At 59.0% G+C, this 15,460-nt stretch carries 16 protein-coding genes and 1 tRNA gene; 11 read left to right on the top strand and 6 right to left on the bottom strand.

What is annotated here, in order from left to right; translation table 11 throughout:
- The first annotated feature begins 10 nt into the window (after positions 1-10).
- From phrB to D8U73_RS01775, 3 genes are all read left to right on the top strand, one after another.
- Positions 11-1,456, top strand: coding sequence for a deoxyribodipyrimidine photo-lyase (phrB, locus tag D8U73_RS01785; protein WP_130903573.1), 1,446 nt, complete (start codon positions 11-13; stop codon positions 1,454-1,456).
- Positions 1,457-1,576: 120 nt separating this feature from the next.
- Complete coding sequence (locus D8U73_RS01780) at positions 1,577-2,359, top strand: SDR family oxidoreductase (protein WP_056853267.1); 783 nt, start codon at positions 1,577-1,579, stop codon at positions 2,357-2,359.
- A 57-nt stretch (positions 2,360-2,416) separates the two neighbouring features.
- The gene (locus tag D8U73_RS01775) at positions 2,417-2,722 is read left to right on the top strand and encodes a YkgJ family cysteine cluster protein (RefSeq protein ID WP_056853268.1); all 306 of its coding nucleotides are present in this window, start codon (positions 2,417-2,419) and stop codon (positions 2,720-2,722) included.
- Between the two features lie 53 nt (positions 2,723-2,775).
- Here D8U73_RS01775 and D8U73_RS01770 read toward each other — a convergent pair whose 3' ends face one another.
- The 6 genes from D8U73_RS01770 to hemA all read right to left on the bottom strand — a co-directional run bounded on the left by D8U73_RS01770 (position 2,776) and on the right by hemA (position 8,150).
- On the bottom strand, positions 2,776-3,294 hold the full coding sequence (locus D8U73_RS01770) for an acyloxyacyl hydrolase (protein ID WP_130903572.1): 519 nt from the start codon (positions 3,292-3,294) through the stop codon (positions 2,776-2,778).
- 123 nt (positions 3,295-3,417) lie between these two features.
- Positions 3,418-4,209: a glutamate racemase gene (gene murI, locus D8U73_RS01765; RefSeq protein WP_130903571.1), complete on the bottom strand. Its 792-nt coding sequence runs from the start codon at positions 4,207-4,209 to the stop codon at positions 3,418-3,420.
- Positions 4,202-4,957, bottom strand: coding sequence for a molybdopterin-synthase adenylyltransferase MoeB (locus D8U73_RS01760; RefSeq protein WP_130903570.1), 756 nt, complete (start codon positions 4,955-4,957; stop codon positions 4,202-4,204). The genes murI and D8U73_RS01760 overlap by 8 nt, the downstream gene beginning before the upstream one ends.
- A complete protein-coding gene (prmC, locus tag D8U73_RS01755) occupies positions 4,951-5,781 on the bottom strand; it encodes a peptide chain release factor N(5)-glutamine methyltransferase (RefSeq protein ID WP_056853272.1) in 831 nt (276 codons plus the stop codon). The genes D8U73_RS01760 and prmC overlap by 7 nt, the downstream gene beginning before the upstream one ends.
- Positions 5,782-6,864 (bottom strand): peptide chain release factor 1, encoded by a 1,083-nt coding sequence (gene prfA / locus D8U73_RS01750; protein WP_047533169.1) that lies wholly within the window; start codon positions 6,862-6,864, stop codon positions 5,782-5,784.
- Positions 6,861-8,150, bottom strand: a complete 1,290-nt coding sequence (gene hemA, locus D8U73_RS01745) for a glutamyl-tRNA reductase (RefSeq protein ID WP_056853273.1) — start codon at positions 8,148-8,150, stop codon at positions 6,861-6,863. The genes prfA and hemA overlap by 4 nt, the downstream gene beginning before the upstream one ends.
- Before the next feature lie 213 nt (positions 8,151-8,363).
- Here hemA and D8U73_RS01740 point away from each other — a divergent pair, with 213 nt between their 5' ends.
- The 8 genes from D8U73_RS01740 to ychF all read left to right on the top strand — a co-directional run bounded on the left by D8U73_RS01740 (position 8,364) and on the right by ychF (position 15,283).
- Complete coding sequence (locus tag D8U73_RS01740; RefSeq protein WP_130903569.1) at positions 8,364-10,088, top strand: tetratricopeptide repeat protein; 1,725 nt, start codon at positions 8,364-8,366, stop codon at positions 10,086-10,088.
- Between the two features lie 4 nt (positions 10,089-10,092).
- Positions 10,093-10,710 (top strand): lipoprotein insertase outer membrane protein LolB, encoded by a 618-nt coding sequence (lolB, locus tag D8U73_RS01735; RefSeq protein ID WP_130903568.1) that lies wholly within the window; start codon positions 10,093-10,095, stop codon positions 10,708-10,710.
- Position 10,711: 1 nt separating this feature from the next.
- Positions 10,712-11,563 (top strand): 4-(cytidine 5'-diphospho)-2-C-methyl-D-erythritol kinase, encoded by an 852-nt coding sequence (gene ispE, locus D8U73_RS01730; RefSeq protein ID WP_130903567.1) that lies wholly within the window; start codon positions 10,712-10,714, stop codon positions 11,561-11,563.
- A gap of 36 nt (positions 11,564-11,599) precedes the next feature.
- Positions 11,600-11,674, top strand: a tRNA-Gln gene (locus D8U73_RS01725).
- A 45-nt stretch (positions 11,675-11,719) separates the two neighbouring features.
- Entirely contained in the window at positions 11,720-12,661 is a 942-nt protein-coding gene (locus D8U73_RS01720) for a ribose-phosphate pyrophosphokinase (protein WP_003171603.1), read from the top strand.
- A 141-nt stretch (positions 12,662-12,802) separates the two neighbouring features.
- Complete coding sequence (locus tag D8U73_RS01715) at positions 12,803-13,405, top strand: 50S ribosomal protein L25/general stress protein Ctc (protein WP_130903566.1); 603 nt, start codon at positions 12,803-12,805, stop codon at positions 13,403-13,405.
- A gap of 169 nt (positions 13,406-13,574) precedes the next feature.
- Complete coding sequence (gene pth / locus D8U73_RS01710; protein ID WP_056853278.1) at positions 13,575-14,159, top strand: aminoacyl-tRNA hydrolase; 585 nt, start codon at positions 13,575-13,577, stop codon at positions 14,157-14,159.
- Between the two features lie 23 nt (positions 14,160-14,182).
- The gene (ychF, locus tag D8U73_RS01705; protein ID WP_015096822.1) at positions 14,183-15,283 is read left to right on the top strand and encodes a redox-regulated ATPase YchF; all 1,101 of its coding nucleotides are present in this window, start codon (positions 14,183-14,185) and stop codon (positions 15,281-15,283) included.
- Positions 15,284-15,460 lie beyond the last annotated feature (177 nt).

Here is a 15,460-nt window from a genome sequence, read left to right as displayed (position 1 = left end):
CGGACATCACATGCAATTGATCTGGCTGCGCAGCGACTTGCGCTCACATGACAACACCGCCCTCTCGGCTGCCGCTGCGGTTGGCCCGTGCGTGGCGGTGTACCTGCTCAGCCCGGAGCAATGGCTGGAACACGACGATGCGCCGTGCAAAGTGGATTTCTGGTTACGCAATCTCGATCAGCTGAGCCAGGTGCTGAGCCAATTGAACATTCCGCTGCTGATTCGCGAGGCTGCGCGCTGGGATGACGCACCGAAAGTACTGCTCGATGTTTGCCGGCAACTGCGCATCGAAGCTGTACATGTAAACGAGGAATACGGCATTCACGAAACCCGCCGGGACGCTGCCGTTGCGAAAACACTGGCAGGCCAAGGCATCGAATTCCACAGTTACCTTGATCAGTTGCTGTTCAAGCCGGGCAGTATCCTGACCAGAACCGGCACGTACTTTCAGGTTTTCAGTCAATTCCGCAAGGTCTGCTACGAACGCCTGCACCATGCGCTGCCGCGATTGGTCAGTACACCAATGGCCCAGGCGCCGCTTGGGATTCTCAGCGATCCGGTCCCCACCCGTGTCGAAGGATTCGAGACACCTGCCGCCAGCCTTCAAGCGCTGTGGCCCGCCGGAGAAACCGAAGCCCGCCAGCGGCTCGATACTTTCGCCGACATACAGATCGACTATTACCAGAGCGAGCGCGATTTCCCGGCCAAGCCCGGCACCAGCCAACTTTCGGCGTACCTCGCCGCCGGGGTGATTTCACCACGTCAATGCCTGCATGCCGCACTGCAAAGCAATCAGGGCGAGTTCGAAAGTGGCAAAGTCGGAGCAGTCACTTGGATCAATGAACTGCTATGGCGCGAGTTCTATAAGCACATTTTGGTGGGCTACCCGAGGGTTTCCCGTCATCGTGCCTTCCGCCCGGAAACCGAAGCCCTGGCCTGGCGCCACGCCCCCGAAGAGCTCGCAGCCTGGCAGGAGGGCCGTACCGGACTGCCGATCATTGATGCCGCCATGCGCCAGCTGCTGGAAACCGGTTGGATGCACAACCGTCTGCGCATGATCGTGGCGATGTTCCTGACCAAGAATCTGCTGATCGACTGGCGCGAGGGCGAGCGTTTTTTCATGCGTAACCTGATCGACGGCGACCTCGCCGCCAACAATGGCGGCTGGCAGTGGAGCTCGTCCACCGGCACTGATTCAGCGCCTTACTTTCGGATCTTCAATCCGTTGAGCCAGTCGGAAAAGTTCGACGCTGAAGGTGTATTCATCAAGCACTGGCTGCCGGAACTGTCCGGGCTGAACAAAAAAGAGCTGCACAACCCCGCTCACCTCGGTGGGTTGTTCGGCGTAGCCAACTATCCATCGCCGATTGTCGATCTGAGCGCATCGCGCGCGCGCGCCCTGGCTGCATTCAAAAACCTGCCGACACGGCAAAATGCCGGAGGCTTGCATGATTAGCTTCCTGCAACAGCACGACAACATTTTTTGCCACCAACATCACTTCGATGCCGGTGCTGCTCTCCAAAAACACAACCCCCTGTCGGGCCAGTTGATTACCAGGCTGAAAAGGAGAAAGGGATGATCCTGACACCGCCACGTCGATACTGGTTGACCGGTGCCAGCAACGGCATTGGTGCCGCGATGGCCGAAGAAATCCTCAAGACCGGTGCCCACGTGGCCGTCAGCTCACGCTCGCTGACGCAGCTCAAAGACATGTCCCAACGTTATCCGGGACAAGTTCTGGTGGTGGCAGGCAACCTGACCAACAGTCAGACCGTACGTGAAATCGGCGAACAGATCGCCGAGCAATGGGGTTCTCTGGATACGGTGATCCTCAATGCGGGCACCTGTGAATACGTGGATGCCAAGCAATTCGACACCTCGATCGTCGAGCATGTGGTGCGCACCAATCTGCTCGCCAGCAGCTATTGCATCGAAGCCGCCTTGCCTCTGCTGCGCAAAGGCATCGCCCCGCACCTGGTGGGGGTGGCCAGTTCGGTGACCTACCTGCCGCTGCCGCAGGCAGAAGCCCATGGCGCCTCGAAGGCCGGCTTGCGTTACTTGTTCGAATCCTCGCGTATCAACCTTGCCCCACAAGGGATTGAAGTCACCGTGGTCAGTCCTGGTTTGGCCAATACACCGCTGACGGCGAAAAACGACTTTCCCATGCCCCAGAGCTGGCCTGCGGACAAAGCCGCACGGCACATCGTCAGCAAACTCAGGGATCGGCCGCTGGAGATAACGTTTCCAGGAATGTTCATGGCCGCCCTATGGCCAATGTCGAAAATGCCGGATCAGGTAAAACTGGAGATCGGCAAAAGAATGGTGCGCCGCAACCCGCCAATCAAGGACCAGCCCTGACACCGCGCCCGTCTGCACTTTCACACAGCACCGCGCCACTGCCTTACACTGCGCGCCATGAAAACCATCCCTCATACGCAAATCGCCATTCCCGCGGTGACCTGCTCGACTTGTGCCGCCTGCTGCTGCCAGCTCGAAGTCATGTTGATCACCGATACAGGCGTACCCGAACGCTATATCGATACCGATGACTGGGGTGGCGAGGTCATGTTGCGTCTGGATGACGGCTGGTGTGCCGCGCTGGATCGCAACACGATGATGTGCACCATCTACGAGAAACGCCCGTTGATCTGTCGTGAGTTCGAGATGGGTGCGCCGGAATGCATTGAGGAGCGCCAGGGGATTTCGACGGCGTATCGCTGATTACCCATGCAGCAGCGAGCCTGCTCGCTCCTGCATGGGATCTTGTATCAGCCTTACAAAGGCATCGTGTAATGCAACGCGTAGCTCTCTACCCCGTTATTGGGACTGCTGATCCCGGCATTGGAATAGTGAGTGGCCCGAACACCGACTTCATGCCCGCCGGCAAAGCGCAGGCCAACGCCGAAACGGTCCTCGAACTGAAACGAGCTACCCAGATCGTTGTTTTCGATTTCAGTGTCGGAGAAAAGCGCCACGCCAACCCCAAGCTCGACGTAGGGTTTGACGTTCTGGCCGGCGAATTCGTAAACCAACACGGGCGAGAACGACAGACTGTTGTTACTCGAAGTCTTGTCACCTTCCCAATAGGTGTAAGCGCCGCTCCAGTAACCGGTCAGGCGACCGACGTCGGTTTGCCACCAGCTCTGGTCCCAATTGAACTGCATGCCCAGTCGATAAGTCATGGTTGACTCGCCGGTCTGGCCGACCGCAAATTCCACACCTGCGGCCTGTGCAGTGAAACTGTGCCCCATCAATGCAGCCGCAATCGCGGCCAAACAAAATAGACGCTTCATTAGAAACTTCCTTTTCCGAACGATTACGTTTGGTATTTTTGTTGCTCGACATTCACAGCTATAGAAGTCGGCGATTTATCAGAAGTTCACCCCGATTTTTTTCAACGCCCCCCTAAGACTTGCCTACGCTTCAAAGCTTCGCACAACCCCAGCTTTATTCCACAAAACCGGCAATATATTTGCGAAATGGTCTGGATCGGCACTGCTCCAGAACTGTGCAGGACGCGCAGGTCCTTCAGCCAGCAATTGGCGATCGGCCAAAAGCCGCTGAAGTTGTCGGGCGACCGCCGCGCCGGTATCGATCAGGCTGATGTCGTCGGGGATCATCTGCCTGAGCAACGGTTTGAGAAAAGGGTAATGCGTGCACCCCAGGATGATGGTGTCAGCGCCTGCGCCAAGCAGCGGCCCGACGTAACCCTCAAGCATTTCACGCAAAGCCGTACTGTGCAAATCGCCGTTCTCGATCAGCTCCACCAACCCGGGGCAAGGCTGGGTGATCACCCGAACATCAGTGGCGAAACGGTCGAGCAGCGCGGCGAACTTGGCGCTCTGCAAGGTGCCGGTGGTGGCGAGCACTCCGACCACGCCACTGCGGGTGGCGGCGGCGGCCGGTTTGACGGCAGGTTCCATGCCGACGATGGGCCACTGCGGATAATCGCGACGCAAGTCAGCAACCCCTGCAACCGTCGCCGTATTGCAGGCCAGTACCAGGGCCTTGGCGCCCTGGCGCTCAAAGAACTTGGCCATGACGCTGCAGCGCTGGCGGATAAATTCCGGCGTCTTTTCGCCGTAAGGGATATTCCCGCAATCGGCGACGTACAAGAGTGATTCGTTGGGCAGCAAACGCTGGATTTCGGCCAGCACCGAAAGTCCACCGACGCCGGAGTCGAACACGCCGATCGGCGCTTCACGCATGCTTTGGCCCACAGACGCTGCAACCCGGATCGCGCTTGACCCGCAATTCACGGAAGCGCGAGCCCAAGGCATCGATCAACAACAGGCGCCCCACCAGTGGCTCGCCGAAAACGGCCAGCAACTTCAGCGCTTCGAGCGCCTGCAAGCTGCCCACCAAACCCACCAGCGGCCCCACCACTCCGGCCTCGCTGCAGGTCAATTCGGCTTCGCTGCCGTGCCCGTACAAACAGTGGTAGCACGGGCTTTCCGGGCGGCGTGGGTCGAACACCGACAATTGCCCCTCCAGACGAATCGCCGCGCCGCTGACCAGTGGCTTACCGGCAGCCACACACGCGGCATTCACCGCTTCACGGGTGGAAAAGTTGTCGCAACAGTCGAGCACCAAATCCACGCCGGCCACCGCCGCGGCCAGGGAGTCTTCATCCAATGCCGTGCGATGGGCAACCAGTTGAATCTCGGGGTTGATGGCCGTCAGGCGCTTGATCGCTGAATCGACCTTGCTCATGCCGACGCTGTCGGTGTCATGGATGATCTGGCGCTGCAGGTTGGTCAGGTCGACGGTGTCGAAGTCCGCCAGATGCATTTCACCCACCCCCGCCGCCGCCAGATACAGCGCCACCGGAGCACCCAGACCGCCGAGGCCGACGATCAGCACGCGGCTGTCCTTCAAGCGCAATTGACCGTCGATGTCGATGTGCTGCAACAGGATCTGTCGGCTGTAGCGCAGCAATTCCTGATCATTCAGCATGGCAGGCGTCCCAGGCTGATGCGTTGATGCCCCCCCAGATCGGTGCGGCTATGGACCTGTTCAAAACCACGGGTCAAGAGCAAATCGCGCACCGCCTCGGCCTGATCGTAACCGTGTTCGAGCATCAGCCAGCCACCCGCTTCCAGATGATCCGGTGCCTGGGCGACGATCAAGCGCAAATCATCGAGCCCGTCGACACCCGCGACCAGAGCGCTGGCCGGTTCGAAGCGCACGTCGCCTTCCACCAGATGCGGATCGGCGGCGGCGATGTAAGGCGGATTACTGATGATCAACTCGAATCGTTGCCCTTGCAGCGCACTGAACCAGTGGCTGCACAGAACCGTGGCATTGTGCAGGTGCAGACGCTGGCGATTGCGCTCGGCCAGGGCAACGGCTTCCAGCACGCGGTCTACGGCCGTGACCTTCCACGCAGGACGTTCGCTGGCCAGGGCCAGGGCGATTGCGCCACTGCCGGTGCCGAGGTCCAGTACTTTTGCCGGCGTGGCGGGCAGCAATTCAAGTGCGGCTTCGACCAGAAGTTCGGTATCCGGGCGCGGAATCAATGTGTGTGGTGCCACTTCCAGATCAAGCTTCCAGAAACCTTGCTGGCCAAGAATGTAGGCCACCGGCTCACCGCCACGACGGCGTTGCAAAAACTCGGCGAAGGTCAGCGCCGCTTCGCTCGGCACGATACGTTCCGGCCAGGTGTGCAAAAAACTGCGGGACTTGCCCAACGCCGCCGCCAGCAACAGTTCGGCGTCCAGGCGCGCCGTGGGCGAGTCGGGCAAATCGGCGGCGCGCAACAAACTGGCAATGATCGTCATTTACTCACCTATCGCCGCGAGTTGATCAGCCTGGTATTCGGCCAGCAACGGCTCGATCACCGCATCGACGCCACCGGCGAGGATTTCATCGAGCGAATACAGCGTCAGGTTGACCCGATGGTCGGTGACCCGGCCCTGGGCAAAGTTGTAGGTGCGAATGCGTTCGGAGCGGTCACCGGAACCGACCAGCAACTTGCGCTCGCTGGCAATGGCGTTGGCCGCGGCGCTGGTCTGCTGGTCGTTGAGTTTGGCCGACAACCAGGACATCGCACGGGCGCGGTTCTTGTGCTGCGAACGCTCCTCCTGGCATTCCACAACGATGCCGGATGGCAAGTGCGTGATACGAATGGCCGAATCGGTTTTGTTCACGTGCTGACCACCGGCCCCCGAGGAGCGGTAAGTGTCGATCCGCAAATCCGCCGGATTGATCTCGATGGCCTCTTGCTCGTCCGGCTCGGGCAACACCGCCACAGTACAGGCCGAAGTATGGATACGACCCTGGGACTCGGTAGCCGGTACCCGTTGCACGCGGTGCGCACCGGATTCGAACTTCAGCTTGCCGTAGACGTTGTCGCCTTCGACCCGGGCGATGACTTCTTTATAGCCGCCGTGCTCACCCTCGTTTTCCGAAAGGATCTCCACGCGCCAGCCGCGACGCTCGGCGTATCGCGAATACATGCGGAACAGGTCGCCGGAGAAAATCGCCGCCTCGTCGCCGCCGGTGCCGGCACGGATTTCGAGGAACACGTTGCGTCCGTCATTCGGGTCCTTGGGCAACAGCATGCGTTGCAGGCTGGCTTCCAGTTCGACCAGGCGTTCCTTGGCTTCGCGGACTTCTTCCACGGCCATCTCGCGCATGTCCGGGTCGCTGTCCTTGAGCAGTGCCTGGGCACCTTCGAGGTCGCCTTGCACTTTGAGCAGCTGTTTATAGGTTTCGACGATCGGCTCGACTTCCGCGTATTCCTTGGAGTAGGTGCGGAATTTGTTCTGATCGGAAATGACCTCGCCATCGCCAAGCAAGGCGGTCAGTTCCTCGAAACGGTCCTGGAGGATGTCCAGCTTATTGAGCAGTGACGCTTTCATTGCGGTTTCTTATCCGAAAAGCTATCCGATGAGCCCTCATTGAGGGCAAAGAGTTCCTGGGCCATCGCCAGCGCATCGAGGCGACCTTCGGCAGAGAGCTTTTTCAACTGCACGCTGGGTGCGTGCAAGAGTTTGTTGGTCAGGCCCCGCGCCAGTTGCACCAGCACTTCTTCGGCGCTGCCGCCGTTGGCCAGCAGACGCTGGGCCTTTTGCAATTCTTCGTCGCGCAGACGTTCACTCTGTTGACGATAGGCCTTGAGCACGTCGACTGCCGCCAGTTCGCGCAAGCGGATCATGAAATCTTCGGCACCGACCGAGACCATCTCTTCCGCGGCCTGGGCGGCGCCCTGGCGGCTCTTGAGGTTCTCGGCGACAACTTCGTGGAGATCGTCGACGCTGTAGAGATAAACGTCGTCCAACTCGCCGACTTCCGGCTCGATATCCCGCGGAACGGCGATGTCCACCATGAAAATAGGTTTGTGCTTGCGCAGCTTCAGCGCGCTTTCCACAGCGCCCTTGCCGAGGATCGGCAACTGGCTGGCGGTTGAACTGATGACGATGTCGCTGCGCACCAGTTCAGCCGGAATATCCGACAGCAATACCGCATGCGCGCCAAACTGCTCGGCCAGAATGCTGGCGCGTTCCAGAGTGCGGTTGGCCACAACGATACGCTTGACCCCCAGATCATGCAGATGGCGGGCGACCAGGGTGATGGTCTCGCCCGCGCCGATCAACAGCGCCTGGCTGCGCTGCAAGTCGCTGAAAATCTGTTTCGCCAGGCTGACCGCGGCAAAGGCCACGGACACCGGGTTCTCACCGATGGCGGTGTCGGTGCGCACTTGCTTGGCGGCATTGAACGTGGCCTGGAACAAGCGCCCGAGCAGCGGCCCGATGGTGCCCGCCTCGCGAGCCACGGCATACGCCGATTTCATCTGCCCGAGAATCTGAGGCTCACCCAACACCAGCGAATCGAGCCCGGAAGCCACGCGCATCATGTGACGAACTGCCGCATCATCTTCGTGCACATAACTGCTCGCACGCAGTTCATCCAGGCTCAAATGATGATAATCGGCCAACCAGCGCAGCACGGTATCCGCCGACAGGTGATCCTGTTCTATATAGAGTTCACTGCGATTGCAGGTGGAGAGGATCGCAGCTTCGCGGCTGTCGGTGAGTCGGCAGAGCTGCTGCAAGGCCTCAACCAGCTGCTCAGGGGTAAAGGCCACGCGCTCGCGGACGTCTACTGAAGCAGTCTTGTGGTTAATACCGAGTGCAAGGAAGGCCATTCAAAGTCGCTGATGGTGACGTGAAGCCGGCAATTGTCCTACTTCGACAGATCGAGAACAACTACTCGATATCTATCGCCCCCACAGGAAGTACCGCGAGTTGCGAGCGCTTCTCGTTTACCCGGCGCGCGGGTAAATTGCCGGGCCGGTTATGTTTGGCCCAAGGCTTGTGTCATGATGATCCGACCGCAGGTTAGTCGTCCTTCTTCCTATATGAATAGATCTTCCGCGTTGCTCCTCGCTTTTGTCTTCCTCAGCGGCTGCCAGGCCTTGGCCCCCGTGTCGCCGGACAGTTCGTCCGCGGTGGAAGACAGCACTCCGGTGCCCGAAAAGCCCAAGGTTTACAGCTCATTCAGTGAAGACACGGTCTTCAGCCTGCTGAGTGCCGAACTCGCTGGTCAGCGCAATCGCTTCGACATTGCGCTGGATAACTACGTGACCCAGGCCATCAACACTCAGGATCCGGGCATTTCCGAGCGGGCATTTCGCATCGCCGAATACCTGGGTGCCGATCAAGCCGCCCTGGACACCGCGCTGATCTGGGCGAAAAACGCCCCGGACGACCTCGAGGCACAACGGGCGGCGGCCATTCAACTGGCACGCGCCGGGCGCTATGACGACTCCATGGTCTATATGGAGAAAGTCCTGCAAGGCAAGGGCGACACGCATTTCGATTTCCTTGCGCTGTCTGCGGCCGATACCGACCAGGACACCCGCAACGGCTTGATGCAGAGTTTCAACCGTTTGCTGCAACGCCACCCGAACAATGGCCAACTGATTTTCGGCAAGGCTCTGTTGCTGCAACAGGACGGCGACTCCAAAGGCGCACTGACCCTGCTGGAAGACAACCCGCCGGACGAAGGCGAAATCGCCCCGATTCTGCTGCGCGCGCGGCTGCTGCAAAGCCTCGACCGCGGCGACGAAGCATTGCCGCTGCTGCAAAAAAGCATCAAGAAGTACCCGGAGGACAAGCGCCTGCGCCTGACGTACGCACGCATGCTGGTCGAGCAGAACCGCATGGATGACGCCAAGGCCGAGTTCTCCAGCCTGGTCCAGCAATACCCGGATGACGACGAACTGCGTTATTCGCTGGCACTGGTCTGTCTCGAAGCCAAGGCCTGGGACGAGGCCAAGGGCTACCTGGAAGACCTGATCGCACGGGACAGCCACGTTGACTCGGCGCATTTGAACCTGGGCCGCATCGCCGAAGAACGCAATGACCCGCAAGGCGCGCTGATCGAGTACGGCCAGGTCGGCCCTGGCAACGACTACCTGCCGGCACAGTTGCGCCAGACCGACATCCTGATCAACAACGGCCGGACCGCCGAAGCCCAGCGCAAGCTCGCGGCCGAACGCGACGAACAGCCGGACTATGCGATTCAGCTTTACCTGATCGAAGCCGAAACCCTGTCCGCCAACAACCAGCCCGACAAGGCCTGGGCGGTACTGGAACAAGCACTGCAAAAATACCCGGACGACCTGAACCTGCTTTACACCCGGGCCATGCAGGCGGAAAAACGCAATGACCTGGCGCAGATGGAAAAAGACCTGCGCCAGATCATCAAGCGTGACCCGGACAATGCCATGGCGCTGAACGCGCTCGGATATACCCTGTCCGATCGCACCACTCGCTATGTCGAAGCCAAGGCCTTGATCGAACAGGCACACCAGATCAACCCGGAAGACCCGGCCGTTCTCGACAGCCTCGGCTGGGTGAACTTCCGCATGGGCAACCTCGACGAAGCCGAGCGTTTGCTGCGTCAAGCCCTGGAGCGTTTCCCGGACCAGGAAGTCGCCGCGCATCTGGGCGAAGTCCTGTGGGCCAATGGCAAACAACGCGAAGCCAGGCAGATCTGGAGCAAATTCCTCAAGGAACAACCCGACAGCCCTATTCTGCGCAGTACCATCAAGCGCCTGACCGGATCAGAGACCCTTTAAGATTATGTTTTTGCGCCACATCATTGTTTTCAGCTTAATCGCCCTGCTCGCCGGCTGTGCGGGTTTCGGCGCTCGCGAATCGGTCGAAGGCCACGGCAACCCTGCCCAATGGCGCGAGCACAAACAGCAGTTGGCCAACCTCGATGGCTGGCAGATCGACGGCAAGATCGGCATCCGCGCACCGAAGGACTCAGGCAGCGGCACGCTGTTCTGGTTGCAGCGCCAGGATTACTACGACATCCGCCTCTCCGGCCCATTGGGTCGCGGGGCCGCTCGCCTGACCGGGCGCCCGGGCAAGGTTTCCCTGGAAGTGGCCAATCAGGGGCGCTATGAAGCCCCCTCTCCGGATGTGTTGCTGGAAGAACAATTGGGCTGGAAATTGCCGGTGTCCAATCTGGCGTGGTGGGTCCGCGGGCTTCCGGCTCCGGACAGTAAAAGCCGCCTGACGCTGGATGGCGACAGCCGCCTGGCCAATCTCGAACAGGATGGCTGGCAGGTGGAGTACACCGCCTATACCGAACAAAACGGCTACTGGTTGCCCGAGCGGATCAAACTCCACGGCACCGACCTTGATGTCACGTTGGTGATCAAGGCCTGGCAACCTCGCAAACTGGGGCAGTGACATGCCGGCCAATCGCCTGACCTTGCCCTCGCCAGCCAAACTCAATTTGATGCTGCACATCCTGGGTCGCCGCGAAGACGGTTACCACGAGTTGCAGACAATGTTTCAGTTTCTCGACTACGGCGATGAAATCACCTTCGCTGTTCGCGATGACGGTGTCATTTGCCTGCACACCGAGTTCGAGGGCGTGCCCCACGACAGCAACCTGATCGTCAGGGCTGCCAAAAAACTGCAAGAGCAATCTGGCAGCAAACTGGGCATCGATATCTGGATCGACAAGATTCTGCCCATGGGTGGCGGGATCGGCGGCGGCAGTTCGAACGCCGCGACCACTCTGCTCGGCCTGAATCATCTCTGGCATCTGGGCTGGGATGAGGATCGGTTGGCTGCACTGGGCCTGACGCTGGGTGCCGACGTCCCGGTTTTCGTGCGCGGCCACGCAGCTTTCGCCGAGGGTGTCGGAGAGAAACTGACCCCTGTCGACCCGGAAGAACCGTGGTATGTGGTGCTCGTTCCGCAAGTCTCTGTAAGTACGGCAGAAATTTTTTCCGATCCGTTGTTGACACGTAACACGCCGCCCATTAAAGTGCGCCCCGTTCCCAAGGGAAACAGTCGTAATGACTGCTTGCCGGTGGTAACAAGGCGTTATCCAGAGGTACGTAACGCTTTGAATTTGTTAGGTAAATTTACCGAAGCAAAACTCACCGGAACTGGAAGTTGTGTGTTTGGGGGCTTCCCAAGCAAAGCTGAAGCTGATAAAGTCTCGGCCCTTCTTACAGAGACCCTTACAGGGTTTGTAGCAAAAGGAAGCAACGTCTCGATGTTGCATCGCAAGCTGCAAAGTCTGCTCTAAAAGAACCGATTACTGGGTAATCGTTGCAACAGATACAGGGGCGTCGCCAAGCGGTAAGGCAGCAGGTTTTGATCCTGCCATGCGTTGGTTCGAATCCAGCCGCCCCTGCCATTTTCTATACTCATCCAGGTTACCCTCAGCCTCTAGGTACTGCGCGTGTCCAAGATGATGGTCTTTACGGGGAATGCTAACCCCGATCTGGCTCGGCGTGTCGTACGTCAGCTGCATATCCCTCTCGGTGACATCTCTGTCGGCAAATTCTCCGACGGCGAAATCACAGCCGAGATCAATGAAAACGTTCGCGGTAAAGACGTCTTCATTATTCAGCCGACTTGCGCTCCGACCAACGATAACCTGATGGAACTGGTAGTGATGGCTGACGCCTTCCGCCGCTCCTCGGCTACTCGTATCACTGCTGTTATTCCTTACTTTGGTTATGCCCGTCAGGATCGCCGTCCGCGTTCCGCACGTGTGGCAATCAGCGCGAAAGTCGTGGCTGACATGCTTACCGTAGTCGGCATCGACCGTGTTCTCACGGTTGATCTGCATGCTGACCAAATCCAGGGTTTCTTCGATATTCCGGTAGATAACATCTACGGCTCCCCGGTTCTGGTGGATGACATTGAAGATCAGCGCTTCGAAAACCTGATGATCGTCTCCCCGGACATTGGTGGCGTCGTGCGTGCACGTGCCGTCGCCAAATCCCTGGGCGTGGATCTCGGGATCATCGACAAACGCCGTGAGAAAGCCAATCACTCTGAAGTGATGCATATCATCGGTGATGTCGAAGGGCGTACCTGTATTCTGGTCGATGACATGGTCGATACCGCCGGCACCCTGTGCCACGCGGCCAAGGCCTTGAAAGAGCATGGCGCAGCCAAGGTTTTCGCCTACTGCACGCACCCTGTGCTATCGGGTCGGGCAATCGAAAACATTGAAAATTCCGTGCTGGACGAGCTGGTGGTGACCAACACCATTCCGCTGTCCGCTGCAGCACAAGCCTGTGCGCGTATCCGTCAACTGGATATCGCACCGGTAGTTGCCGAGGCGGTCCGCCGCATCAGCAATGAAGAATCGATCAGCGCGATGTTCCGCTAAGGGCCCTGCCCTTTTCGAATGTCTCGTTGACGAAAAGCGCCCCGCCCCGGCATTCCTGTCGGGGCGGGGCTTTTTTGCCCATATCGCCTTTAGCGCTGGTCGCAAACGCTGGGGCGAGTGTGGTTATTTTGGAGATACAACATGAACGATTTTACTCTGAATGCTGAAGTGCGTTCCGACCTGGGGAAAGGTGCGAGCCGCCGCCTGCGTCGTCTCGCAAGCCTGGTTCCAGCTGTAGTTTACGGTGGCGACAAAGCCCCTGAATCCATCAGCATGCTGGCCAAAGAAGTTGCCAAACTGCTCGAAAACGAAGCGGCTTACAGCCACATCATCGAGCTGAACGTTGGTGGCACCAAGCAGAACGTCGTGATCAAAGCCCTGCAGCGTCACCCGGCCAAAGGCCACGTGATGCACGCTGACTTCGTACGCGTAGTCGCTGGCCAGAAACTGACCGCTATCGTTCCAGTGCACTTCATCAACGAAGAAGCACCGACCAAGAAAGGCGGCGAAATCTCGCACGTTACTTCGGAAATCGAAGTTTCCTGCCTGCCGAAAGACCTGCCTGAATTCATCGAAGTCGATCTGGCTAACGCCGAAATCGGTTCGATCATTCACCTGTCGGACCTCAAAGCCCCTAAAGGCGTTGAGTTCGTGGCTCTGGCACACGGCGATGACAAGGCTGTTGCCAACGTCCACGCTCCACGTGTTGCTCCAGAAGCTACCGAAGAAGGCGCAGCAGAGTAATTTCACTCTGTTCGCCGGAGTGACCGGAAACATCGCGGACTAGAGCATAGCGAGAAAGCGGGCGAGAACGCGGAGTTTACATCATGGTAAATGAGCAATTTTCGTCCACTTTCGCCGCTCTCCCTGATTGCGGCGATGTTATCCACCACTCCTAGGAAGGGCCCCTATCGTGACTGCCATCAAACTGATCGTTGGCCTGGGAAATCCAGGCGCTGAATACGAACAGACCCGGCATAACGCAGGGGCCCTTTTTGTTGAGCGCATCGCGAACGCACAAGGCGTAAACCTTGTGGCGGACCGCAAATATTTCGGCCTGACCGGTCGCTTTTCGCATCAGGGTCAGGATGTTCGTCTGCTGATTCCCACCACGTACATGAACCGCAGCGGCCAGGCCGTCGCGGCCCTTGCCGGTTTCTTCCGCATCAAGCCTGAAGAAATCCTCGTGGCGCATGACGAACTCGACCTGCCTCCGGGCGTCGCCAAGCTCAAACAGGGCGGCGGCCATGGCGGTCACAACGGGTTGCGCGACATCATTGCGCAATTGGGCAATCAGAATACCTTTCACCGCTTGCGGCTTGGCATTGGCCACCCGGGCGTTGCCAGTATGGTTTCAAACTTCGTCCTGGGTCGTGCGCCACGCGCCGAACAGGAAAAACTCGATGCCAGCATCGACTTTGCCCTCGGCGTGCTGCCGGATATCCTCGCCGGTGAATGGAACCGCGCGATGAAAAACCTGCACAGCCAGAAGGCCTGACTTTTTACCCGAGGGGAAACACCATGGGATTCAATTGCGGCATCGTCGGCCTGCCTAACGTCGGCAAGTCCACCCTGTTCAACGCCCTGACCAAATCCGGTATTGCGGCCGAGAACTTCCCCTTCTGCACCATCGAACCCAACAGCGGTATCGTGCCGATGCCGGACCCGCGCCTGGAAGCATTGGCGGCCATCGTCAACCCAAAGCGCATCCTGCCGACCACCATGGAATTCGTCGACATCGCGGGCCTGGTTGCCGGCGCGTCGAAGGGCGAAGGCCTGGGCAACAAGTTCCTGGCCAACATCCGTGAAACCGATGCCATCGCTCACGTGGTCCGCTGCTTCGAAGACGAGAACGTGATTCACGTCTCCAACAGCGTCGACCCGAAACGTGACATCGAAATCATCGACCTGGAACTGATCTTCGCCGACCTCGACAGCTGCGAGAAGCAACTGCAGAAAGTCGCGCGTAACGCCAAGGGCGGCGACAAGGATGCCGTGGTTCAGAAGGGCCTGCTGGAGCAATTGATTGCTCACTTCACCCTCGGCAAGCCGGCGCGCAGCCTGATGAAGACCATGAGCACCGATGAAAAAGCGGTGATCAAGGGCTTCCACCTGCTGACCACCAAGCCGGTCATGTATATCGCCAACGTCGCTGAAGACGGTTTCGAGAACAACCCGCACCTGGACGTGGTCAAGGCCATCGCCGAAGAAGAAGGCGCCATGGTCGTTCCGGTCTGCAACAAGATTGAAGCGGAAATCGCCGAACTCGACGACGGCGAAGAGAAAGACATGTTCCTCGAAGCCCTGGGCCTCGAAGAACCAGGTCTGAACCGCGTGATCCGCGCCGGCTACGAAATGCTGCACCTGCAGACCTACTTCACCGCCGGTGTCGAAGAAGTCCGCGCCTGGACCGTGCGCGTCGGTGCCACCGCACCGCAAGCCGCTGGCGTGATCCACACCGACTTCGAAAAAGGCTTCATCCGCGCCGAAGTGATCGCCTACAACGACTTCATCCAGTACAAAGGCGAAGCCGGTACCAAGGAAGCCGGTAAATGGCGCCTGGAAGGCAAGGACTACATCGTCAAAGACGGCGATGTGATGCACTTCCGCTTCAACGTGTAAAACCTCGACCCAAGAAAAAGCCGCGTTTGAAACGCGGCTTTTTTGTGCCTGAAATTCGGGCAACACCCCATACCCCGTAGGAGCGAGGCTTGCCCGCGAAGGCGTCATCATGCCGCTAAAAGCTTCGCGGGCAAGCCTCGCTCCTTGTATGTTGACCCTGAGTCCAAAGAGAGAGGT

The organism is Pseudomonas sp. Sample_22 (assembly GCF_004307635.1).
Taxonomy (GTDB): domain Bacteria; phylum Pseudomonadota; class Gammaproteobacteria; order Pseudomonadales; family Pseudomonadaceae; genus Aquipseudomonas.
Note: the sequence above shows the minus strand (reverse complement) of the source record. Positions and strands in the feature narration are given on the sequence as shown.

Bases quoted from the DNA above. Each gene is read 5' to 3' on its own strand.
- phrB (WP_130903573.1), top strand. From the start codon at position 11: ATGCAATTGATCTGGCTGCGCAGCGACTTGCGCTCACATGACAACACC.
- D8U73_RS01780 (WP_056853267.1), top strand. From the start codon at position 1,577: ATGATCCTGACACCGCCACGTCGATACTGGTTGACCGGTGCCAGCAAC.
- D8U73_RS01775 (WP_056853268.1), top strand. From the start codon at position 2,417: ATGAAAACCATCCCTCATACGCAAATCGCCATTCCCGCGGTGACCTGC.
- D8U73_RS01770 (WP_130903572.1), bottom strand. From the start codon at position 3,294: ATGAAGCGTCTATTTTGTTTGGCCGCGATTGCGGCTGCATTGATGGGG.
- murI (WP_130903571.1), bottom strand. From the start codon at position 4,209: ATGCGTGAAGCGCCGATCGGCGTGTTCGACTCCGGCGTCGGTGGACTT.
- D8U73_RS01760 (WP_130903570.1), bottom strand. From the start codon at position 4,957: ATGCTGAATGATCAGGAATTGCTGCGCTACAGCCGACAGATCCTGTTG.
- prmC (WP_056853272.1), bottom strand. From the start codon at position 5,781: ATGACGATCATTGCCAGTTTGTTGCGCGCCGCCGATTTGCCCGACTCG.
- prfA (WP_047533169.1), bottom strand. From the start codon at position 6,864: ATGAAAGCGTCACTGCTCAATAAGCTGGACATCCTCCAGGACCGTTTC.
- hemA (WP_056853273.1), bottom strand. From the start codon at position 8,150: ATGGCCTTCCTTGCACTCGGTATTAACCACAAGACTGCTTCAGTAGAC.
- D8U73_RS01740 (WP_130903569.1), top strand. From the start codon at position 8,364: ATGAATAGATCTTCCGCGTTGCTCCTCGCTTTTGTCTTCCTCAGCGGC.
- lolB (WP_130903568.1), top strand. From the start codon at position 10,093: ATGTTTTTGCGCCACATCATTGTTTTCAGCTTAATCGCCCTGCTCGCC.
- ispE (WP_130903567.1), top strand. From the start codon at position 10,712: ATGCCGGCCAATCGCCTGACCTTGCCCTCGCCAGCCAAACTCAATTTG.
- D8U73_RS01715 (WP_130903566.1), top strand. From the start codon at position 12,803: ATGAACGATTTTACTCTGAATGCTGAAGTGCGTTCCGACCTGGGGAAA.
- ychF (WP_015096822.1), top strand. From the start codon at position 14,183: ATGGGATTCAATTGCGGCATCGTCGGCCTGCCTAACGTCGGCAAGTCC.